Origin of the sequence: Streptomyces sp. KL2 (assembly GCF_046529545.1) — a bacterium.
In the GTDB taxonomy this organism is placed as follows: Bacteria; Actinomycetota; Actinomycetes; order Streptomycetales; family Streptomycetaceae; genus Streptomyces; species Streptomyces radiopugnans.
This window is the reverse complement of sequence record NZ_CP127170.1, coordinates 2,240,965-2,262,705: the sequence shown is the minus strand read 5'-3', so window position 1 is coordinate 2,262,705 and position 21,741 is coordinate 2,240,965. Positions and strand designations below refer to the sequence as shown.

Here is a 21,741-nt window from a genome sequence, read left to right as displayed (position 1 = left end):
GGAGCGCCGTCCGCATCCGGTGCTCGACGTGGCGGCTTCCGGCATCGCGGCGGAGCCCCGGGAACGCGTGACCGTCACCCGTACGGGTGCTCTCTCAGCGGATCGGGTGGCCCAGGAGCATCGTCGGGGCGCCCGCGACGCGGGTGAGGAAGACCGTGGCCGCGTTCGGGCCGGACGGCTTCACCTTCCGGCGCAGCTCCTCCGGTTCGACCGCCGAGCCGCGCTTCTTGACCGTCAGCGTCCCGACACCGCGCTCGCGCAGCAGCGCCTTCAGCCGCTTGACGTTGAAGGGGAGGGTGTCGGTGATCTCGTACGCGGCCGCGTACGGCGTCGGACGGTGCTCGTCGGAGGTGACGTAGGCGATGGTCGGGTCGATCAGGCGTCCGCCGACCCGCGCGGCCACCTCCGCGACCAGGTGCGCGCGGATCACCGCGCCGTCCGGTTCGTAGAGGTAGCGGCCGACCGGGCCGGTGCCGGGGGCGCCCGCCGGGCCGCCGGAGTCCAGGGTGCGGGGACCGGGCAGCAGGGTGGCGCGCACCCGGGGCGCCCCGCGCGAGGCGGCGCCGAACCACAGCACGGCCTCCTTCACGTCCCCGCCGTCGGAGATCCACTCGGCCGCCGCGTCCGGCGGTACCGCCTCGTGCGGAATGCCGGGAGCCACCTTCAGCGCGGCGAGCGGGGCGCGCCGGGCGGCCTCCACCGCCCAGGACAGCGGCGGCGAGTACGCCTCGGGGTCGAAGATCCGGCCGCGCCCGCCGCGGCGGGCCGGATCGGCGAAGACGGCGTCGAAGCCGGACGTATCCACCTCCGTCACGTCCGCGCAGCGCACCTCGATGCGGTCGGACAGGCCCAGCGCCCCGGCGTTGGCGCGGGCGACGGCGCAGGCCAGCGGGGAGCGGTCGACGGCCAGGACCTCGATCCCGGCGCGGGCCAGCGCGATGGCGTCGCCGCCGTTGCCGCAGCACAGGTCGGCCAGGCGCCGCGCCCCGAGGGCGGCGAAGCGCCCGGCGCGGTACGCGGCCACACTGGCGCGGGTGGCCTGCTCCACGCCGTCGGGGGTGAAGTACATCCGTGCCGCGTCCCCGGCCCCGAACTTCGCGGCCGCCCGCTGCCGCAGCCGGGCCTGGGCGATGGCCGCCGAGACCAGCTCGGCCGGGTGGCGGCGGCGCAGCCTGGTGGCGACGGCCAACTCCCGCCCGGGGTCGTAGGACCGCAGCTCCGCCAGCAGGGCCTGCCCCTCGTCGGTCAGCAGGCGGTGGAAGACGGAGACGGGGTCGCCGAGATCGTCGTCGGTCGGAGCGTGCACCGGCCCATCATCGCAGCGGCCGTCCTCAGCGGGTGAACAGCGTGGTGAGGTCGATCTCCATGGGGAAGGGCACGGGGACGACGAGCTTGCCGCGGTGGATGCCGGTGGCCGGCCTCCGCATCACTCGGCTGTGGAACGAGGTCCGCGGGGACACCATCACAAGGGCTCCGTCGATCAGTTCGAAACGCGGTGCGTCCGGCGGCAGCCGGTCCAGCCGCCGGGCAGAACCAGTCGGGCAGGGGCTCTGCGGTCATCGGCGGTACTCCTTGACGGGCGGGCACCTGTGACGCGGTACGGGGTCAGCGAACCGGCGCACCGGCGCGCAACGCGCCGTGCGCTGGCACTCCGGTTGACTGAGTGCTAACGCCCGCATAGTCTCGGCATTGGCACTCCCCCATGGAGAGTGCCAATCCAAGCGACGGGCAGATCCGGCACCCGCGACGACGGATCTACCAGGTCGCCACCCCAGACATCCAAACCCCGCTGAGATCTCCGAAGGGGGAGGTCGGATCGTGACGACCGCCACTAGCTCCAAGGTTGCCATCAAGCCGCTCGAGGACCGCATCGTGGTCCAGCCGCTCGACGCCGAGCAGACCACGGCCTCCGGCCTGGTCATCCCGGACACGGCGAAGGAGAAGCCCCAGGAGGGCACCGTCCTCGCCGTCGGCCCGGGTCGCTTCGAGGACGGCAACCGTCTGCCGCTCGACGTCAAGGTCGGCGACATCGTGCTGTACAGCAAGTACGGCGGCACCGAGGTGAAGTACAACAACGAGGAGTACCTCGTCCTCTCGGCGCGCGACGTTCTCGCGATCATCGAGAAGTAAGCCACCGCGAAGACTGCCTGTGATCCGCGCCCTGGTACCCGCGTCCGAGACGTCCGGGGCCGGGGCGCGGCTCCTTTGACGAGGATTCCGAGAGGACCCAAGCAACCATGGCGAAGATCCTGAAGTTCGACGAGGACGCCCGTCGCGCCCTCGAGCGCGGTGTCAACAAGCTCGCCGACACCGTGAAGGTGACGATCGGCCCCAAGGGCCGCAACGTCGTCATCGACAAGAAGTTCGGCGCCCCGACCATCACCAACGACGGTGTCACCATCGCCCGCGAGGTCGAGGTCGAGGACCCGTACGAGAACCTGGGCGCCCAGCTCGTCAAGGAGGTGGCGACCAAGACCAACGACATCGCGGGTGACGGCACCACCACCGCCACCGTGCTGGCCCAGGCGCTGGTCCGCGAGGGCCTGCGCAACGTCGCCGCCGGCGCCTCCCCGGCCGCCCTGAAGAAGGGCATCGACGCCGCGGTCAAGGCCGTCTCCGACGACCTGCTGGCCACCGCCCGCCCGATCGACGAGAAGTCCGACATCGCCGCCGTGGCCGCGCTGTCCGCCCAGGACAAGCAGGTCGGCGAGCTGATCGCCGAGGCGATGGACAAGGTCGGCAAGGACGGCGTCATCACCGTCGAGGAGTCCAACACCTTCGGTCTGGAGCTGGACTTCACCGAGGGCATGGCCTTCGACAAGGGCTACCTGTCGCCCTACATGGTCACCGACCAGGAGCGCATGGAGGCCGTCCTCGACGACCCCTACATCCTGATCCACCAGGGCAAGATCTCCGCCATCGCGGACCTGCTGCCCCTGCTGGAGAAGATCATCCAGTCCAACAGCTCCAAGCCGCTGCTGATCATCGCCGAGGACGTCGAGGGCGAGGCCCTGTCGACCCTGGTGGTCAACAAGATCCGCGGCACCTTCAACGCCGTGGCCGTCAAGGCCCCGGGCTTCGGCGACCGCCGCAAGGCGATGCTCGGAGACATGGCGACGCTGACCGGCGCCACCGTCATCGCCGAGGAGGTCGGCCTCAAGCTCGACCAGGCCGGTCTGGACGTGCTGGGCACCGCCCGCCGCGTGACCGTCACCAAGGACGACACCACCATCGTCGACGGCGGCGGCAAGGCCGAGGGCGTGCAGGCCCGCGTCGCGCAGATCAAGGCCGAGATCGAGACCACCGACTCCGACTGGGACCGCGAGAAGCTCCAGGAGCGCCTCGCGAAGCTGGCCGGCGGCGTGTGCGTGATCCGCGTGGGCGCGGCCACCGAGGTCGAGCTCAAGGAGAAGAAGCACCGTCTGGAGGACGCCATCTCCGCGACCCGCGCCGCGGTCGAGGAGGGCATCGTCTCCGGTGGCGGCTCCGCGCTGGTCCACGCCTCCAAGGTGCTGGAGGGCGGTCTGGACAAGGACGGCGACGAGGCCACCGGTGTCGCGGTCGTCCGCCGGGCCCTGGTCGAGCCGATGCGCTGGATCGCCGAGAACGCCGGCCTGGAGGGCTACGTCATCACCTCCAAGGTCGCCGAGATGGAGAAGGGCCACGGCTTCAACGCCGCGACCGGCGAGTACGTCGACCTGGTCAAGGCCGGCGTCATCGACCCGGTCAAGGTCACCCGTTCCGCCCTGGAGAACGCCGCCTCCATCGCGTCGCTGCTGCTGACGACCGAGACCCTGGTCGTCGAGAAGCCGGCCGAGGAGGAGCCGGAGGCCGCCGCGGGCGGTCACGGCCACGCCCACTGAGGCACGGGCCACCGCGGTACGTCCCGCCGACACGACGAGGCCCGGCTCCCCGGCACAGGGGGGCCGGGCCTCGTCGCGTCCCCGCGCGGAAGCGGGGAAGGAGGGGGAGGGGGAACGGGACGGACAGGACGGACGGGACGGAGGGGAGGGGCCGTAAGAGCGGCGGTGCGTCCGTCACCTCGGGCTGAAGCGCCCGGTGGTGGAGGAGGCACGCGAGACCAGGCCGCGCGGCGCCAGCCGGGCCAGGCCCAGCAGCGCCTTGTAGCGCGGGTCCGGGACGGACAGCGTCTTCCCCCTGGCCAGGTCGTCCAGGGCCGCGTCCACCACCCGGTCGGCGTTCAGCCACATCCAGCCCGGCACGCTCTCCGCCGACATCCCCGCGCGCCGGTGGAACTCGGTGCGCACGAAACCCGGGCACAGCGCCATCAGCCGCACCCCCGTCGGTCCCAGGTCCCGTGCCGCCCCCTGGGTGAACTGCACGACCCACGCCTTGGACGCGCCGTAGGTGCCGCGCGGCACGAAGGCCGCCACCGAGGCCACGTTGACGATGCCGCCGCGGCCCCGCTCGCGCATGCTCTCCGCGGCGGCCGAGGTCAGCCGCAGCACGGCCTCGCAGTGCACCTTGAGCATGCGCAGCTCGTCCGCCATCGGCACCTCCAGATAGCGGCCCCTGTTGCCGAAGCCGGCGTTGTTGACCAGCAGGTCCACCGGGTGCTTCCGGTCGCCGAGCCGCTCCTCGACCGCCTCGATGCCCTCGTCGGTGGCCAGGTCGGCGGTGATTATGGACGCCTCGACGCCGTGCCGGTCGTGCAGTTCGGTGGCGTGCCGCCGCAGCCGCTCGGTGTCCCGGGCGACCAGCACCACGTTGTGCCCGTCGCGTGCCAGCCGCCGGGCGAAGGCGGCGCCGATCCCGGCCGTGGCCCCTGTGATCAGTGCAGTCGTCATACGGGCACGCTATCCGGCCGGGGCCGACGGGCCGCGTGCCGGATGCGTCAGGAGGCGTACTTCGCGGTGTACTCCAGCGCCTCCTCGCGGGCGGCGGCGGCCAGCGCGTCGCCGGCGTCCAGGACGCGGGGCAGCAGTGACCGCTCGGTGGTCAGGGCGCGGAAGAGGAGGGAGACGGTCACCTCGTGGTCCGGCCGGTGCAGGATCTCGATCCGGTCCCCGGCGCGGATCTCGCCGGGCTCGGCCACCCGCAGGTACGCCCCCGGCGCGGCGGCCCGAGTGAAAGCCTTCATCCACCCCGCCCCCCGCTCCGACGGCAGGACGCCCATCTCCCCCAGCCGGCCGGCGAAGGTGCGGCAGGGGGTGCGCGCGCAGGAGACCTCCAGCACCGTGTCCGGCCCGATCCGCCAGCGCTCGCCGATCAGCGCTCCGCTGACGTCGGCGCCGGCGGTGGTGAGGTTCTCGCCGAAGACCCCGTTGGGCAGTTCGCGGCCGAGGACCTCCTCCCAGCCGTCCAGGTCCTCCCGGGCGTAGGCGTACACCGCCTGGTCGTCGCCGCCGTGGAAGAGCGGGTCGCCGATGACGTCCCCGGCGAGTCCGCTGCCGCCGCCGGAGCCGGGGGCGGTCACGGCGACCGGGCCGTCGGCCGGGCGCTTGTCGATGCCGGTGAGGCCGCCCGGGGCGTTGGTGTAGCCGACGGAGCGGGGGCGGGCGAGGTTCACGGAGAGAAGCCGCATGCCGCGCAGACTAGAAGGGCGCCTTCAAGGGGCGCGAACGGACACCGCGGTCCCGCGCCGGGGGCGCTTATGGTGGGGGAGTGATCGAGGCACGCCATCTCCGTGTGCTGCGCGCGGTGGCCCGCACCGGTTCGCTCTCGGCCGCCGCCCGCGCGCTGGGCTGCACACAGCCCGCCGTCAGCCAGCAGATGAAGGCCCTGGAGCAGACCGCGGGCACCCCGCTGCTGGTGCGCGCCGGCCGCGAGACGCGGCTCACCGAGGCCGGTGAGGCGCTGGTCCGGCACGCGGCGGGCATCCTGGCCGGGCTGGCCGCCGCCGAGGAGGAGGTGGCCGCCATCGCCGGGCTGCGGGCGGGCCGGGTCCGGTTGGTGTCCTTCCCCAGCGCCAGCTCCGCGATCGTGCCCGCGGCCGTCGCCGCGATGCGCGCGCAGCACCCCGGCGCCCGGGTGTCGCTGGTCGAGGCGCAGCCGCCGCGTTCGGTGGAGGCGCTCCGCGAGGGCGAGTGCGACATCGCCCTCGCCTACCGCTACCCGGACGCCGCCGGGCCGGTGGAGGGCGATCCGGAGTGGGACGACCTGGTGGTGCGGCCGCTGCTGACCGAGCGGCTGGTGGTCCTGGTCCCGCAGGACCACCGCCTGGCGCGGGCGGCGGAGGCGGGGGAGGAAGTGGGGCTCGCGGAGCTGGCCCGGGAGCCCTGGATCGCGGGCTGCCCGCGCTGCCGCGGCCATCTGGTGGAGGTGTGCGAGAGCGCGGGCTTCACGCCGCGGATCGACTTCGCCACCGACGACTACCCGGCCGTGGTGGGGCTGGTGGGGGCGGGTCTGGGCGTGGCCGTGCTGCCGGGGCTGGCGGTGGAGTCGGTACGCCCCCGGGGCGTGCGGACGGTGGGCATCAGCCCGGAGGTACGGCGCGAGGTGGCGGCGCTGACCCTGCCGGACCTCGCCCGGGTGCCTGCGGTCGCCGCCATGCTCGACCGGCTGTCGGACGCGGCCCGCCGCTGACGCGGGCCGCGTCCGGCACCCGGCGCGTCCGGCGTCCGGGCCCACGGGGCGCCGGGGGAGCGGCCGAAGGGCGCGCGGAGAGCGGCCCTACGCCCCGGCCGCGCCGACCAGCCTGGTGCGGGCCCGGCCCATGAGCTCCTCGCGCTCGTCCTCGGTCAGCCCGCCCCACACCCCGTACGGCTCACGCACGGTGAGCGCGTGTGCGGCGCACTCCGCCCGGACCGGGCAGCGCATGCACACCTCCTTGGCGGACGCCTCGCGTGCGCTGCGGGCCGCTCCGCGCTCCCCTTCGGGGTGGAAGAACAGCGAGCTGTCGACTCCTCGACAGGCGGCCAGCAGCTGCCAGTCCCACAGATCGGCGTTGGGACCCGGAAGGCGGGAGAAATCTGCCATGGCTTGTCCTCTCGAAGCGAACTGATGCTGGTGAACCAGTCGAGAACAGTCACGACCGTACATCCACGGTATGAGTAGATGTAAATATGCATCTTCGAGATTTTCGGGACATACGCGAGTAATAAAAAGAAAACCCGCCAAACAGGGCAAATGACGACACGGCTGCTGATCTGCGCGGGATACCCCCTCCGTGTCGACCCCATCACGTAGGGTGTTGAAAGCGGGCGCCGAAGACCGTAACTCTTTCGGGTGACCGTCGTTGAGTGTGCGGAGGCGGTTGACACAGACAAGTGCCGGACGGATGTCCGGGGCGGTCAACCGCACAGGTGACGATTCGTACCAGCCCTGGAGGCCTAAGGTGATGCGCATGAGCTGCGGAGGGCGATCATGACTTCCGTCCTCGTCTGCGACGACTCCCCGCTTGCCCGAGAGGCGCTGCGCCGCGCGGTCGCGACCGTGCCCGGCGTGGAACGTGTGACGACGGCTGCCAACGGCGAGGAAGTCCTCCGCCGCTGGGGCGCCGACCGATCCGACCTCATCCTCATGGACGTCCGGATGCCCGGCCTGGGCGGTGTCGAGACCGTACGGCGCCTGCTGTCGGCCGACCCCGGCGCCCGCATCATCATGCTGACCGTGGCGGAGGACCTGGACGGCGTCGCGCTCGCCGTCGCCGCCGGCGCCCGCGGCTATCTGCACAAGGACGCCTCGCGCGCCGAGCTGCGGGCCACGGTCACCCAGGCACTGGCCGACCCCACCTGGCGGCTCGCGCCGCGGCGGCTGCGCTCGGCCGAGATGGGCGCCGCGCCGACGCTCACGGCCCGTGAGATCCAGGTACTGGAGGGCATGAGCCACGGCCGCTCCAACGCCGAGATCGGACGCGAGCTGTTCCTGTCCGAGGACACGGTGAAGACCCATGCGCGGCGGCTGTTCAAGAAGCTCGGCGCCTCCGACCGCGCGCACGCCGTGGCGCTCGGCTTCCGCTGGGGCCTCGTCCGCTAGCCCCGGCGGGGGCGGCTTCGCCGCCGGTCCGTCCGCCGGTCCGGCGTCCGACCGGACCGCGGACACCCGACGGCGCCGGCGCGGTGAGCCGGCGCGCTCCCCCGTCCGCGGCCGGCCGTACGTGCCGAGCGCGCCGCGCCGCGTGCCGTGTGCCGTGTGCCGTGTGCCCGGAAGGGTCCCGCCGGTCCCGGAGCACCGGGAGGCGGGGCCTTCCGGAGACGGTCCGGTGCCGTAATCTCCGGTGTGCCGCATCCTGGATGTATGGAGTTCCTCGGGGACGTGACGGCCAGGCGTGAGGGGAGGGCGCGGGACGTGACAGCGAGTGCCCCTGCCCATAACGCTTCAGTGCACAACCACGGACGGGGTGCGGCCGAACGGGCGGGCCGGGTGCACCATGGACCGATGCGTGACGACGAGACGCCATCCGCGGCCGACGGCCGCGGCGAGATCGGTGCCCTCGTCCAGCGCGCGGTGGAGGGCGACGAGCGCGCCACCCACGACCTCCTCGCCCGCGTCCACCCCCTCGCCCTGCGCTACTGCAGGACCCGGCTGACCCGGCTGCCCGGGGACGCCCGGCACTTCGTGGACGACCTGGCCCAGGAGGTCTGCCTGGCGGTGCTGTGCGCACTGCCGCGCTACCGCGACACCGGCAAGCCCTTCGAGGCGTTCGTGGTCGCCATCGCCCAGCACAAGGTCGCCGATCTCCAGCGGGCCGCCATGCGCGGACCGGGCAGTACGGCGGTGCCCTCGGACGAGATGCCCGAGCGGCCCGACGACTCGCTCGGGCCGGAGGAGCGGGCCCTGCTGAGCAGCGACGCGGAGTGGGCCAGGAAGCTGCTGGCCAACCTTCCCGAGCACCAGCGCGAACTGGTGCTGCTGCGGGTGGCGGTCGGGCTCACCGCCGAGGAGACCGGGCAGATGCTCGGAATGTCCCCGGGGGCCGTACGCGTTGCCCAGCATCGAGCCCTGTCGCGGCTGCGCGCTCTCGCGGAGCAGTGATCCGGGGCCGTTCACGGCCATCCGGCGAGCGGTCCGGCGGCGATCCCGCCGGCGGACCCGCGGGCGGTACGGCGCCCCTTCCGGGCCCGTTAGCATGGACGTCCGCGCCGGGCAAGAGTATTGGGGAAGGTGCCATGGAAGGCGTCATGACGGACAACGTCGGCAGTGCGGGCAGCGCCGGCAGTGCTGACGGGGTTCCCGCGAAGTTCGCCGCACTCGGGCTGACCTACGACGACGTGCTGCTGCTGCCGGGCGAGTCGGACATGGCCCCGCAGGACATCGACACCTCCTCGTACGTCTCGCGCAACGTCAGGGTGAACATCCCGCTGATCTCCGCGGCGATGGACAAGGTCACCGAGGCCCGCATGGCGATCGCCATGGCCCGGCAGGGCGGCGTCGGCGTGCTGCACCGCAACCTGTCGATCGAGGACCAGGCCGACCAGGTCGACCAGGTCAAGCGGTCGGAGTCCGGCATGGTCACCGACCCGATCACCATCCGCCCCGACGCCACGCTGCGCGAGGCCGACGAGCTGTGCGGCCGCTTCCGCATCAGCGGCGTGCCGGTCACCGACGCCTCCGGCAAGCTGCTGGGCATCGTCACCAACCGCGACATGGCCTTCGAGACCGACCGCAGCCGCGAGGTCCGCGAGGTGATGACGCCGATGCCGCTGGTCACCGGCAAGGTGGGCATCTCGCGCGCGGACGCCATGGAGCTGCTGCGCCGCCACAAGATCGAGAAGCTGCCGCTGGTCGACGACGAGGGCGTGCTCAAGGGCCTGATCACCGTCAAGGACTTCGTCAAGGCGGAGAAGTACCCCAACGCCGCCAAGGACTCCGAGGGCCGCCTCATCGTCGGCGCGGCGGTCGGCGTGGCCGGCGACGCCTTCGAGCGGGCCCAGGCGCTGATCGAGGCGGGCGCCGACTTCATCGTCGTGGACACCGCGCACGGCCACTCGAAGCTGGTCGGCGAGATGGTCGCCAAGATCAAGTCCAACTCCTCGGTCGACGTGGTCGGCGGCAACGTCGCCACCCGCGACGGGGCCCGGGCGCTGATCGACTCCGGCGCCGACGGCGTCAAGGTCGGTGTCGGACCGGGCTCGATCTGCACCACCCGCGTCGTCGCCGGCATCGGCGTCCCGCAGGTCACCGCGATCTACGAGGCCGCGCTCGCCGCGAGGGAGAGCGGTGTCCCGGTCATCGGCGACGGCGGGCTGCAGTACAGCGGCGACATCGCCAAGGCCCTGGTCGCCGGCGCCGACACCGTGATGCTCGGCAGCCTGCTGGCGGGCTGCGAGGAGTCGCCGGGCGAGCTGCTGTTCATCAACGGCAAGCAGTTCAAGTCCTACCGCGGCATGGGCTCGCTGGGCGCGATGCAGTCGCGCGGCCAGGCCAAGTCCTACTCCAAGGACCGCTACTTCCAGGAGGCGGTCGCCGCCGACGACAAGCTCGTCCCCGAGGGCGTCGAGGGCCAGGTCCCCTACCGCGGCCCGCTGGGCGCGGTGGTGCACCAGCTCGTCGGCGGCCTGCGGCAGTCGATGTTCTACGTCGGCGGCCGGACGGTGCCGGAGCTGAAGGCCAGGGGCCGCTTCGTGCGCATCACCGCGGCCGGGCTCAAGGAGAGCCACCCGCACGACGTCCAGATGACGACCGAGGCGCCGAACTACTCCCGGCGCTGAGACGGCAGGCGCCCCCGGTGCGCGCCCCCGGTGTCCCGCTCGGGGATACTGGGGGCGTAGACCGTAGGAAGGGCACAGCACGTGACTGAGATCGAGATCGGCCGCGGCAAGCGCGGGAGGCGGGCGTACGCCTTCGACGACATCGCGGTGGTGCCCAGCCGCCGCACGCGGGACCCGAAGGAGGTCTCGATCGCCTGGCAGATCGACGCCTACCGCTTCGAGCTGCCGTTCCTGGCCGCCCCGATGGATTCGGTCGTCTCGCCGCGCACCGCGATCCGCATCGGCGAGCTGGGCGGCCTGGGGGTGCTCAACCTCGAAGGCCTGTGGACGCGTTACGAGGACCCCGAGCCGCTGCTCCACGAGATCGCCGAGATGGAGGACGCCGCGGCCACCCGCCGGCTCCAGGAGATCTACTCCGCCCCCATCAGGGAGGAGCTGATCGGGCGGCGGATCAAGGAGGTGCGCGACTCCGGCGTGGTGACGGCCGCCGCGCTGTCGCCGCAGCGCACCGCGCAGTTCTCCAAGGCGGTCGTGGACGCGGGCGTGGACATCTTCGTCATCCGCGGCACCACCGTCTCCGCCGAGCACGTCTCCTCGGCGGCCGAGCCGCTCAACCTCAAGCAGTTCATCTACGAGCTCGACGTCCCCGTCATCGTCGGCGGCTGCGCCACGTACACCGCCGCGCTGCACCTGATGCGCACCGGTGCGGCCGGCGTGCTCGTCGGCTTCGGCGGCGGCGCCGCGCACACCACCCGCAACGTGCTGGGCATCCAGGTGCCGATGGCCACCGCCGTCGCCGACGTGGCGGCGGCCCGCCGCGACTACCTGGACGAGTCCGGCGGCCGGTACGTCCACGTCATCGCCGACGGCGGCGTGGGCTGGTCCGGCGACCTGCCCAAGGCCATCGCCTGCGGCGCGGACGCGGTGATGATGGGCTCCCCGCTGGCCCGCGCCACCGACGCGCCCGGCCACGGGCACCACTGGGGCATGGAGGCCGTCCACGAGGACGTGCCGCGCGGCAGGCGCGTCAACCTCGGCACGGTCGGCACCACCGAGGAGATCCTGCTCGGCCCCTCGCACAGCCCCGAGGGCCACATGAACTTCTTCGGCGCCCTGCGCCGGGCCATGGCCACCACGGGCTACTCGGAGCTCAAGGAGTTCCAGCGGGTGGAGGTCACGGTCTCCCGCTGAGCGCGGGCGCCCGTACGGCGGAAGCCGCACGGCGGCAAGGGGCCGGGCCCGGCGGACGGACAGTCCGCCGGGCCCGGCCCCTTGCGGCACACGGGCGCACCGGACGCGGCGGGCGCCCGCGTCACAGCCGGTGGGCCGCCCCCGTGGGGCTGGCGCCGCGGGTGTCGAGCAGGAGCTGGGCCTTGGCCGACAGGCTCTGCAGGTCGTAGACGCGGTGGTGCTGGAGGAGCAGGGTGAGGTCGGCCGCGGCGGCGGCCTCGTAGAGGGAGTCGGCGCGCGGGACGGGGCGGCCCGCCACCCGCCACTGCGGCACGTGCGGGTCGTGGTAGCCGATCTGCGCGCCCAGCTCCATCAGCCGCAGGGCGATCTCGGGGGCGGGGGAGCCGGTCCGGTCGGCGAGGTCGGGCTTGTAGGTGACGCCCAGCAGCAGGACGCGGGCGCCGCGGGCCGACTTGCCGTGCTCGTTGAGCAGGGTCGCCGCGCGCTGGGCCACGTAGCGCGGCATCCGGGCGTTGGCCTCCTGGGCGACCTCGACCAGGCGCAGCGGATAGCCCGGGGTGCGCCCGCCGCGGTCCAGGCAGGCGGGGTCGACGGGGATGCCGTGGCCGCCCACGCCCGGACCCGGCCGGAAGGCGTGGAAGCCGAACGGCTTGGTCTCCGCGCAGCGGATCACGTCCCACAGGTCCACGCCGAGGTCGTGGCAGAGCACGGCCATCTCGTTGACCAGGGCGATGTTCACGTGCCGGAAGTTGGTCTCCAGGACCGCCGTCGTCTCGGCCTCGCGCAGGCCGCGGGCCCGCACCACCTTCTCGACCAGCCGCCCGTAGAAGGCGGCGGCGGCCTCCGTGCAGGCCGGGGTCAGTCCGCCGATCACCCGCGGGGTGTTGGAGTAGCCGTGGGAGCGGTTGCCGGGGTCGAGGCGGGAGGGGGCGCAGGCGAGGTGGAAGTCGTGTCCGGCCCGCAGCCCCGAGGCCTTCTCCAGCAGCGGGGCGACGTACTCCTCGGTGCCGCCGGGGTGGACGGCGGACTCCACCACGACCGTGGTCCGCGGGCGCAGCCGCTCGCCGAGGGTGAGCGCCGCCGCCCGTACCGCGCCCAGGTCCGGGGCGCGGCCCTCGCCCTGCGGGGTGGGGGCGCAGATCAGGGCGGTGCGGACCCGGCCCAGCACGGAGGGGTCCGAGGTGGCGCGGAAGCCGGCCGAGGCCATCCGGCGCACCTCGGCCGCCGACAGCCCGCCGTCCGCCGGCGGGCGCCCCGCGCCCAGCTCGCGCACGGCGTTCTCGTCGGGGTCGTAGCCGATGGTGCGGATACCGGCGGCCGTGGCGGCCTGGGCCGCGGGAAGACCCAGATGACCCAGACCGAGGACGGCGAGATCTGCGGGCATGAGGCGGCGTCCCTTCCCCTGTCGACGGACTCGTGGGGCTGGCTGGCTTGTGGGGCGATGTCAGGTTAAGCGCATATATGACAGATATGGTGGATTGCGTGCGGAGCGGTGTCCGCCCGGGTCGAAGTCGTGCGATCGGCGGACGAACGGGTAGGGGCCAGGGCAGGTACGGACGGGCAATCGACCGGGGCATCGGCATATCAGGGAGGCAGTGGTGAGGACAGCGGCACTGGGACCGGCCGAGCGGGCCGAGGCGCTCGCCCGCATGTCGGAGCGCGAGCTGGACATACTGGTCGTCGGCGGCGGGGTGGTCGGCGCCGGCACCGTCCTGGACGCGGTGACCCGCGGCCTGTCGACGGGCATCGTCGAGGCGCGGGACTGGGCATCGGGCACCTCCAGCCGCTCCAGCAAGCTCATCCACGGCGGGCTGCGCTATCTGGAGATGCTGGACTTCGCGCTGGTGCGCGAGGCGCTCAAGGAGCGCGGGCTGCTGCTCCAGCGGATCGCCCCCCACCTGGTCAAGCCCGTCCCCTTCCTCTATCCGCTGCGGCACCGGGGCTGGGAGCGGCTGTACGCGGGCTCCGGCGTGGCGCTGTACGACGTGCTCGCCACGGCCTCCGGACGCGGCCGCGGCCTGCCCCACCACCGGCACCTGACGCGCCGCCAGGCCCTGCGGGTGGCGCCCGCCCTGCGCAAGGACGCGCTGGTGGGAGCCCTGCAGTACTACGACGCGCAGATGGACGACGCCCGCTACGTCGCCGCCCTGGTGCGCACCGCCGCCGCCTACGGGGCCCACGCCGCCAACCGGGCCCGCGTGGTGGGCTTCCTGCGCGAGGGCGAGCGGGTGGTCGGCGCCCGGGTGCAGGACCTGGAGCAGGGCGGCGAGTACGAGATCCGGGCCAAACAGGTCGTCAACGCCACCGGTGTGTGGACCGACGACACCCAGCGGCTGACCGCCGAGCGCGGCCAGTTCCACGTCCGCGCCTCCAAGGGCATCCACCTGGTGGTGCCCCGCGACCGCATCCACTCCACCACCGGGCTGATCCTGCGCACCGAGAAGAGCGTGCTGTTCGTCATCCCCTGGGGCCGGCACTGGATCATCGGCACCACCGACACCGACTGGGACCTGGACAAGGCCCACCCGGCGGCCTCCAGCGCCGACATCGACTACCTGCTCGACCACGTCAACTCGGTGCTGGCCGTGCCGCTCACGCGCGACGACGTGGAGGGCGTGTACGCCGGGCTGCGCCCGCTGCTGGCCGGGGAGTCGGACGCCACCAGCAAGCTCTCGCGCGAGCACACCGTCGCCCACCCGGTGCCGGGCCTGGTGGTCGTCGCGGGCGGCAAGTACACGACGTACCGGGTGATGGCCAAGGACGCGGTCGACGAGGCCGTCCACGGGCTCGACCACCGCGTCGCCGAGTGCACCACGGAGGAGGTGCCGCTGGTCGGTGCCGAGGGCTACCACGCGATGTGGAACGCCCGCGCCCGCATCGCCGCCCGCACCGGGCTGCACGTGGCGCGCGTGGAGCACCTGCTGGGCCGGTACGGCTCGCTGACCGACGAGGTGCTGGAGCTGATCGCCGAGGACCCGAGCCTGGGCGAGCCGCTGCCGTGGGCGGACGACTACCTCAGGGCGGAGGTGGTGTACGCCTGCACGCACGAGGGCGCGCGCCACCTGGACGACGTCCTCACCCGCCGTACCCGCATCTCCATCGAGACCTTCGACCGCGGCACGCGCAGTGCGCGGGAGTGCGCCGAGCTGATGGCGCCGGTGCTCGGCTGGGACGCCGGCCAGATCGACCGCGAGGTGGAGCACTACGAGAAGCGGGTCGAGGCCGAGCGGGAGTCCCAGCTCCAGCCCGACGACCAGACCGCCGACGCCGCACGCCTGGGCGCGCCGGACATCGTGCCGCTCCAGCCGCTGTGACGCTCCGGCGGAAGTGACGGTCCGTCACCGTCCTTCGCCGCGCGGCCGGTACGCGCCCGTCGCGCGGGCGCGCCGGCCGCGCCGCGGGTGCCGGGGCGTCAGCCCCGGGCCCGCGCACCGCCGTTCCGGTTGTGTGTCCCCGGCCGAGTGCACCGCGGTCCGCCCCGTGGGGGAGAATGGGGCCACTGCTGGGGCGGGCTGAGTGTGAGGGGACGCATGAGCGACGTGGACGGCCGCGGCAAGAAGGCCGGACGGCTGCTGGGCGGGCGTTACCGGCTGGGCGACGTCCTGGGCCGCGGCGGAATGGGCACCGTGTGGCGGGCCGAGGACGAGGTCCTGGGCCGCACCGTCGCGGTGAAGGAGCTGCGCTTCCCCTCCAGCATCGACGAGGAGGAGAAGCGCCGGCTGGTCACCCGCACACTGCGCGAGGCCAAGGCCATCGCGCGCATCCGCAGCAGCAGCGCCGTCACCGTCTACGACGTGGTCGACGAGGACGACCGCCCCTGGATCGTCATGGAGCTGATCGACGGCCGCTCCCTGGCCGACGTGCTGCGCGAGGACGGCCCGCTGGAGCCGCGGCGGGCCGCCGAGGTGGGTCTGGCGATCCTCGACGTGCTGCGCGCCGCCCACCGCGAGGGCATCCTGCACCGCGACGTGAAGCCCTCCAACGTCCTGATCGGCGACGAGGACGGCCGGGTCGTCCTCACCGACTTCGGCATCGCCCAGATCGAGGGCGACCCCTCCCTCACCTCCACCGGCATGCTGGTCGGCGCGCCCTCCTACATAGCGCCGGAGCGGGCGCGCGGTCAGCGTCCCGGCCCGCCGTCCGACCTGTGGTCGCTGGGCGGGCTGCTGTACGCGGCGGTGGAGGGCCACCCGCCGTACGACAAGGGGTCGGCGATCGCCACCCTGACCGCGGTGATGACCGAGCCGCTGGAGCCCCCGAAGCGCGCCGGGGCACTGGAGGCGGTCATCCACGGCCTGCTGGACAAGGACCCGGACAAGCGGCTGGACGAGCCCGGCGCGCGGGCGCTGCTGGAGCGCGCGGCCCGCGGGCCGCAGGCCGGGGCCGCGGAGGCGAAGGAACCGGAGGGCACCCGTACGGCCGTGCTCCCGGTGGCCGGCACCGGCGCGTCCGGTGCGGCCGGCACGGGCGACTCGCCCGGCACCTCCGGCACGGGCGGTGAGCGGCTGCGCGAGGCGCTGCGGTCCGTACGCGCCGCCGCGGCCGCCGCCTCGGCCGGGCGCGGCGCGGAGGGGAAGGCCGGGGACGAGGCGGGCCGGAAGGGTGCCGCGGGCGGCCCCGGGGCGGCCGGCGGCGGGGCCGCGGCCACCACCGCGGCCCCCGCCCGGGTGGCCCGCGCGGCGCGTATGGCCCGGCAGCCCGCCGGGCTCGCGGTGGTCGCCGTCGTGGTGCTGGCCCTGCTCGGCACCGTCCTGGCCGTCGCGTTCGCCGGGGGCGACGAGGGCGGCGGCGAGCGGGCCGGATCCGGGCGGTCGGCGGCCCCGACCGCCGGGCAGGACGGCGGCGGCGACGAGCAGGACGGCAAGGACGGCGGAGGAAGCGACGGCGGATCCGGCGGGCCGTCCGCCGAACCCTCCGCGGAGCCGTCCGGCGAGGACGGCCGCGAGGAGGAAGGCGGCAAGGGCAGCGGCAAGGGCGGACAGGGCGGCGAGGGGCTGCCCGAGGGCTACGAGACGGTCACCGACGACCGCTTCCACTTCTCGATGGCCATGCCCGAGGGCTACGAGCGCGCCGGGATAGCGGGCCGCAACTCCGGCGGCAAGTACGCGCCGCGCGGCGGCGGCTACCCCAAGGTCCAGGTCGACTTCAACGGCAGCCCCGGGGACAGCGCGGCGGGCGCCTGGCGCTCCCTGGAACCCGCCGTGCGCGGCAGCAGCACCGGCTACTCCCTGATCGCCATCAAACCCGTGGAGTGGCGCGGCTACCCGACCGTCGCGGACTGGACGTTCGAGCGCGTGGAGAGCGGGAAGCGGGTGCGCGTCCTCAACCGCGGCTTCCGGGTGGACGGCACCCACGGCTACGCCATCATGATCACCTGCGAGGCGGACGAGTGGGACGGCGAGGAGTGCCGCACGGTGCGGGAGACCGCTTTCCGGACGTTCCGTCCCCGGGACTGAGACGGGCAACCGGGTCGACGGGCGACGCGAAGCCGCTCCGGCACGTATCGTGATAGTACGCAGACCCTGCGCTTCCGCGATCCGGCCGGTGGGAACGGGTCTTGACGGACCGTAGGGCATCAGGCCGTGTGGGGAGGGCGCCGTGGACGAGTACTCGGGTCGGCTGCTGGCCGAGCGGTACCGCTTGCCGCGTCCGCCTTCCGACGAGTACGAGCTGGTGGAGTCCCGCGCGTACGACACCGCCAGCGGGCAGGAGGTGCTGGTCCGCCAGGTGCCGCTGCCCGAGGTCGTCGAGGCCGAGTTCGTCGGCGGGGACGGCTACGGGCACGACCGCACCGGCCGTGCCACGCGGCGCCCGGCCGATCCCGCCGTGCGGCGCGCGGTGGAGGCCGCGCTGGCCGCCTCCCGGATACCCGACCACCCGCGGCTCGACCAGGTCTTCGACGTCTTCGTCGAGGGCGACGGGCTGTGGATCGTCAGCGAGCTGGTCGCGGCCCGGCCGCTGGCCGCCGTGCTCGCCGAGCGCCCGCTGAGCCCCCACCGGGCGGCCGAACTGGCCGCCGACCTGCTCACCGCCCTGCGCGCGGTCCACGCGCACGGCTGGGTCCACCGCAACATCACCCCCCGCACCGTCCTCGTCTGCGACGACGGCCGCGCCGTGCTCACCGGGCTGGCCGCCGGCGCGGCGGAGGAGGCGCTGTGCGGGTACGACCCCCTCCCGGCACCGCCGAGCGTGCTGCCGCGCGGCCACGTGGAGGGCTCTGCGGACGGGCATGCGGACGGGCACGCGGACGGCCGTGCGGACGACGCGCCCGCGGCCCGGCGGGGCGAGGACGGCGGCGTCCCCGGGCTGCCGCCCGGCTACCAGGGGGCGGACCAGGGTCCGGCGGGCGGTGTGCCCCGCCAACTGGCCGGTCCCGGCACCGACGAGGACCGGGGGGCGGGGGAGTACGAGGCGCACGGCCACTACGCCCCCCACGACCGCGGCGGGCAGCCCGGGCAGGGCGGCCCGGCCGCCGAACGCGCCGCGCGCAGCGGCGCCATCGCCGCGTACCGGGCCGGGACGCGCGCCGCCGCCGCGCGGGCCGAGGTCGAGGCGCGCAGGGACGAGGCCGGCCGGCAGGCCGGGGACCTGCGCCCGGTCGCTCCCGGTGCCTCGCACCCGTACGGCGGTGAGCCGTACGGCGGGCAGAGGCCGCCCGCGCGGAGCTGGGGCGGGGAGGACGGCGACCGCTACCGCGGTCCCACCACCGCGCTCGCCGCCGAACGCGCCCGCCAGACCAGGATGGCGATCGTCGGCGCCGTCACCGAGCGCTGGGCCCCCGAGCAGGCCGGGCCCGTCTACGAGAACTGGCGGCTGGCCCCGCCGGTCGGCCCGGCGGCCGATCTGTGGGGTCTGGGCGCGCTGCTGTTCCGGGCCGTCCAGGGGCACGCTCCCTACCCCGAGGAGTCGGTGGCCGAGCTGGTTCAGATGGTGTGCGCCGAGCCGCCCGCGTTCGCCGAGGAGTGCGGTGCGCTGCGGCCCGTCGTGGAGTCGCTGCTGCGCCAGGACCCGACCGAGCGGCCGGACTTCGAGGAGCTGGGCGGCTGGCTGCGCTCCCTGGTCCGCTCCGCGCCCGAGCCCGAGGTCGGGCTGCACACGGTCACCGCGCCGCTCTCGCTGGAGGCCGGCCCGCCCGCCGACCCCAGGCGGCTGCCGATCATAAGGCGCCGGGGCGAGCTGGTGCGCAGGAAGCGGGCGGAGCGTTCCCCGGTGGCCACCCACGCCCGGCACCGGCGAGCCCGGAAGCAGGGGTCTCCGCGCCGGCTGGGCGTGGTGCTGGTCGGGCTGATCCTCCTGCTGCTGACCGGGACGCTGGTGTACGCCGCCGTGTACATGCCCGAGGGCGGTTCGGGCTCCTCCGGGAACAGCGCCGACCAGCGGCCCGGCAGCGTGGGCGCGCAGCCGGAGCGACCGCAGGAGGAGCGGCAGCGAGAGGGAGCCCCGCGAGAGGAGGCCCCGCGAGAGGGAGCCCCGCGGGAGGAGGCGTCCGAGGGCGGGGAGTCCGGCGGGCCCGGGGCCTCGGAGGCGCCCGGCAGCGAGCGGCCGCAGGCCGGCGACCCGGTGGAGGGGCTCGACGGCTACGTCCTGCACAAGGACGCGGCCGACTTCCAGATCGCGCTCCCCGAGGGCGCTCGGCGGGCGGGGCCGGACGGCCGGGGGCGGACGGTCTTCACGCACGGGGATCTCGAGATCGTCGTGGTGCCCGGCCGGGACACCACCGAGAAGTACGGCTCGGACGTGATGGCGTACCTCACCGACGACCAGCGGGAGCTGGACGCCTACCGCGCCGCGGACTGGGCGACCAACTCCGGGATGCGGCGGATACAGGTGGGCCGGACGGTGATGGCCGAGGGCCGGTTCAGCTGGCGCGAGGGCGCGGACAGCACCTACATGTGCGACCGGGCGGTCATCGTCGACGGCCGCTACCACTCGGTGCTGGTCAGGGGTCCGGAGAGCCGGAAGGACGACATCGACCGCGTCTTCGACGCGATCGCCGACACCTACCGCGCCACCGGCTGAGGCCGCGCCCGGCCCGGACGACCCCGGACGTCCCAGAAGCTCCGGCCGTCCTCCGGGCCGCCGTCCGTATGCGCGTACGATCTGTGCCAGTGATCACTGGCGGATTCCGTGAAAAGTGGTTACCGACGGGTACACAGCAGGTTTCCCACGCCGTACCCTCCCCGGTATGACGGATTCGCCAGGTACCGCCGCCACCAGGGCGGCGCAGACGACGGGCACCGGCCCCGACGCTCCCGCAGCCCCTGACGCCCCCGCGGCCCCCGCGGCGGCCGGCGGTAACCCGGTCGCCACCGCCCCCGCCGACGCCCGCACCGCCGCCGACGTGGTGACCGGCGAGCTGGTCGCCCGGCTGACCCGGGGCCTGGCGGGCAGCGGCCGCACCGCGTGCCACACCCCCTTCACCGGTGAGAAGCTGGCCGACCTGCCCGAGTCCAGCCCCGCGGACGTCGCCGAGGCCTACGCCCGGGCCCGCGAGGCGCAGCGGACATGGGCGGCACGGCCGGTGCGCGAACGCGCCGCCGTGCTGCTGCGCTTCCACGACCTGCTGCTCGCCCGCCAGTCGGAGGCGCTGGACCTGGTCCAGCTGGAGACCGGCAAGGCGCGGCTGCACGCCCACGAGGAGGTGCAGGCGGTCGCCGTCGCCGCCCGCCACTACGGCCGCAGGGCCCCGGCGTACCTGCGCCCCGCGAACCACACCGGCGCCATCCCGGTCCTCACCCGGGTGCGGGAGCTGCGCCACCCCAAGGGCGTGGTCGGGCAGATCGCCCCGTGGAACTACCCGCTGGAGCTGTCGGTCGGCGACGCGCTGCCCGCCTTCGCCGCGGGCAACGCCGTCGTCATGAAGCCCGACACCGAGACCGCGCTGACCGCCCTGTGGGCGCGCGACCTGCTGATCGAGGCCGGGCTGCCCGCCGACGTCTGGCAGGTCGTGATCGGAGAGGGGCCGGTCGTCGGCCCGGCCGTCGTCGACCACGCCGACTACGTCTCCTTCACCGGCTCCACCCGCACCGGCCGCGAGGTCGCCCAGCGGGCGGCGTTCCGTCTGGTGGGGGCCTCGCTGGAACTGGGCGGCAAGAACGCCATGCTGGTGCTGGAGGACGCCGACCTCGACAGGGCGGCCGAGGGCGCGGTGCGCGCCGCGTTCTCGTCGGCCGGGCAGCTGTGCATCTCCATCGAGCGGCTCTACGTCCACGCCTCGGTCGCCGACGCCTTCCTGGAGCGGTTCACCGCCCGCACCAGGGCGCTGCGCCTGGGCTCGGCCCTGGCCTACGGCGCCGACATGGGATCGCTCGTCTCGCGGCGGCAGCTCGAGAACGTGGTGCGGCACGTGGACGACGCCGTCGCCAAGGGCGCGAAGGTCCTGACCGGCGGCAGAGCGCGCCCCGACGTCGGCCCGCTGTTCTACGAGCCGACCGTCCTGGAGGGCGTCACCGCCCCCATGGCCGTCTGCGGCGAGGAGACCTTCGGCCCCGTCGTCTCCGTCTACCGCTTCACGGACGAGGACGAGGCGGTCGCGCTGGCCAACGCCACCCCCTACGGCCTCAACTCCAGCGTCTGGACGAAGAACGCCCGCCGGGGCCGCGAGATCGCCGCCCGGCTGCGCACCGGCACGGTGAACGTCAACGAGGGCTACGCCGCCGCGTACGGCAGCGTCCAGTCGCCGATGGGCGGCATGGGCGACTCCGGGCTGGGCCGCCGGCACGGCTCGGAGGGCATCCTCAAGTACACCGAGGCGCAGACCGTCGCCACCCAGCGGCTGCTGCCCATGGCCCCGTCGCTCGGCATGGACGACGCGAGGTACGCGGCCTTCATGAGCGCCTCCCTGCGCGTGATGAAGGCCTTCCGCTTCCGCTGACGCACCCTCCCCCCGCTCGTCCCCCCGCTCGTCCGTCCGCCGCCCCCGTCCCCACCGCTCCCT

General features: G+C 74.2%; 16 protein-coding genes. 11 read left to right on the top strand and 5 right to left on the bottom strand.

What is annotated here, in order from left to right; genetic code table 11:
- Positions 1–94: 94 nt before the first annotated feature.
- Entirely contained in the window at positions 95–1,306 is a 1,212-nt protein-coding gene (locus tag QPK52_RS10050) for a THUMP-like domain-containing protein (RefSeq protein WP_410537072.1), read from the bottom strand.
- A gap of 512 nt (positions 1,307–1,818) precedes the next feature.
- Between QPK52_RS10050 and groES the strand changes: the two genes are divergently transcribed.
- Complete coding sequence (gene groES / locus QPK52_RS10045; protein WP_093660681.1) at positions 1,819–2,130, top strand: co-chaperone GroES; 312 nt, start codon at positions 1,819–1,821, stop codon at positions 2,128–2,130.
- Between the two features lie 107 nt (positions 2,131–2,237).
- Positions 2,238–3,863 carry a chaperonin GroEL gene (groL, locus tag QPK52_RS10040; protein WP_410537070.1) on the top strand — a complete coding sequence of 542 codons (1,626 nt, stop codon included), beginning with the start codon at positions 2,238–2,240 and terminating at the stop codon, positions 3,861–3,863.
- A gap of 174 nt (positions 3,864–4,037) precedes the next feature.
- Here the strand turns inward: groL and QPK52_RS10035 are convergent, their stop codons facing one another.
- Both QPK52_RS10035 and QPK52_RS10030 read right to left on the bottom strand, forming a co-directional pair.
- On the bottom strand, positions 4,038–4,808 hold the full coding sequence (locus tag QPK52_RS10035; protein ID WP_410537069.1) for an SDR family NAD(P)-dependent oxidoreductase: 771 nt from the start codon (positions 4,806–4,808) through the stop codon (positions 4,038–4,040).
- A gap of 47 nt (positions 4,809–4,855) precedes the next feature.
- Positions 4,856–5,545, bottom strand: coding sequence for an MOSC domain-containing protein (locus QPK52_RS10030; RefSeq protein ID WP_410537067.1), 690 nt, complete (start codon positions 5,543–5,545; stop codon positions 4,856–4,858).
- An 80-nt stretch (positions 5,546–5,625) separates the two neighbouring features.
- Between QPK52_RS10030 and QPK52_RS10025 the strand changes: the two genes are divergently transcribed.
- A complete protein-coding gene (locus QPK52_RS10025) occupies positions 5,626–6,546 on the top strand; it encodes a LysR family transcriptional regulator (protein ID WP_410537065.1) in 921 nt (306 codons plus the stop codon).
- An 87-nt stretch (positions 6,547–6,633) separates the two neighbouring features.
- Here QPK52_RS10025 and QPK52_RS10020 read toward each other — a convergent pair whose 3' ends face one another.
- A complete protein-coding gene (locus QPK52_RS10020) occupies positions 6,634–6,939 on the bottom strand; it encodes a WhiB family transcriptional regulator (protein ID WP_093660691.1) in 306 nt (101 codons plus the stop codon).
- A 387-nt stretch (positions 6,940–7,326) separates the two neighbouring features.
- Here QPK52_RS10020 and QPK52_RS10015 point away from each other — a divergent pair, with 387 nt between their 5' ends.
- The 4 genes from QPK52_RS10015 to QPK52_RS10000 all read left to right on the top strand — a co-directional run bounded on the left by QPK52_RS10015 (position 7,327) and on the right by QPK52_RS10000 (position 11,804).
- Positions 7,327–7,938 carry a response regulator transcription factor gene (locus QPK52_RS10015; protein ID WP_003948568.1) on the top strand — a complete coding sequence of 204 codons (612 nt, stop codon included), beginning with the start codon at positions 7,327–7,329 and terminating at the stop codon, positions 7,936–7,938.
- Between the two features lie 402 nt (positions 7,939–8,340).
- Positions 8,341–8,937 carry a sigma-70 family RNA polymerase sigma factor gene (locus tag QPK52_RS10010; protein ID WP_281250789.1) on the top strand — a complete coding sequence of 199 codons (597 nt, stop codon included), beginning with the start codon at positions 8,341–8,343 and terminating at the stop codon, positions 8,935–8,937.
- A 146-nt stretch (positions 8,938–9,083) separates the two neighbouring features.
- Positions 9,084–10,613 carry an IMP dehydrogenase gene (guaB, locus tag QPK52_RS10005; protein WP_410537034.1) on the top strand — a complete coding sequence of 510 codons (1,530 nt, stop codon included), beginning with the start codon at positions 9,084–9,086 and terminating at the stop codon, positions 10,611–10,613.
- A gap of 81 nt (positions 10,614–10,694) precedes the next feature.
- Positions 10,695–11,804 carry a GuaB3 family IMP dehydrogenase-related protein gene (locus QPK52_RS10000; protein ID WP_410537032.1) on the top strand — a complete coding sequence of 370 codons (1,110 nt, stop codon included), beginning with the start codon at positions 10,695–10,697 and terminating at the stop codon, positions 11,802–11,804.
- 121 nt (positions 11,805–11,925) lie between these two features.
- Here QPK52_RS10000 and QPK52_RS09995 read toward each other — a convergent pair whose 3' ends face one another.
- Complete coding sequence (locus tag QPK52_RS09995; protein WP_093660699.1) at positions 11,926–13,188, bottom strand: nucleotide sugar dehydrogenase; 1,263 nt, start codon at positions 13,186–13,188, stop codon at positions 11,926–11,928.
- Between the two features lie 214 nt (positions 13,189–13,402).
- Here QPK52_RS09995 and QPK52_RS09990 point away from each other — a divergent pair, with 214 nt between their 5' ends.
- From QPK52_RS09990 to QPK52_RS09975, 4 genes are all read left to right on the top strand, one after another.
- Complete coding sequence (locus QPK52_RS09990) at positions 13,403–15,118, top strand: glycerol-3-phosphate dehydrogenase/oxidase (RefSeq protein ID WP_410537030.1); 1,716 nt, start codon at positions 13,403–13,405, stop codon at positions 15,116–15,118.
- 216 nt (positions 15,119–15,334) lie between these two features.
- Positions 15,335–17,260 carry a serine/threonine-protein kinase gene (locus QPK52_RS09985; RefSeq protein WP_410537028.1) on the top strand — a complete coding sequence of 642 codons (1,926 nt, stop codon included), beginning with the start codon at positions 15,335–15,337 and terminating at the stop codon, positions 17,258–17,260.
- A gap of 142 nt (positions 17,261–17,402) precedes the next feature.
- Positions 17,403–19,823 carry a serine/threonine protein kinase gene (locus QPK52_RS09980; protein WP_410537026.1) on the top strand — a complete coding sequence of 807 codons (2,421 nt, stop codon included), beginning with the start codon at positions 17,403–17,405 and terminating at the stop codon, positions 19,821–19,823.
- Between the two features lie 166 nt (positions 19,824–19,989).
- Positions 19,990–21,678, top strand: coding sequence for a succinic semialdehyde dehydrogenase (locus tag QPK52_RS09975; RefSeq protein WP_410537024.1), 1,689 nt, complete (start codon positions 19,990–19,992; stop codon positions 21,676–21,678).
- The last annotated feature ends 63 nt before the right edge of the window (positions 21,679–21,741 follow it).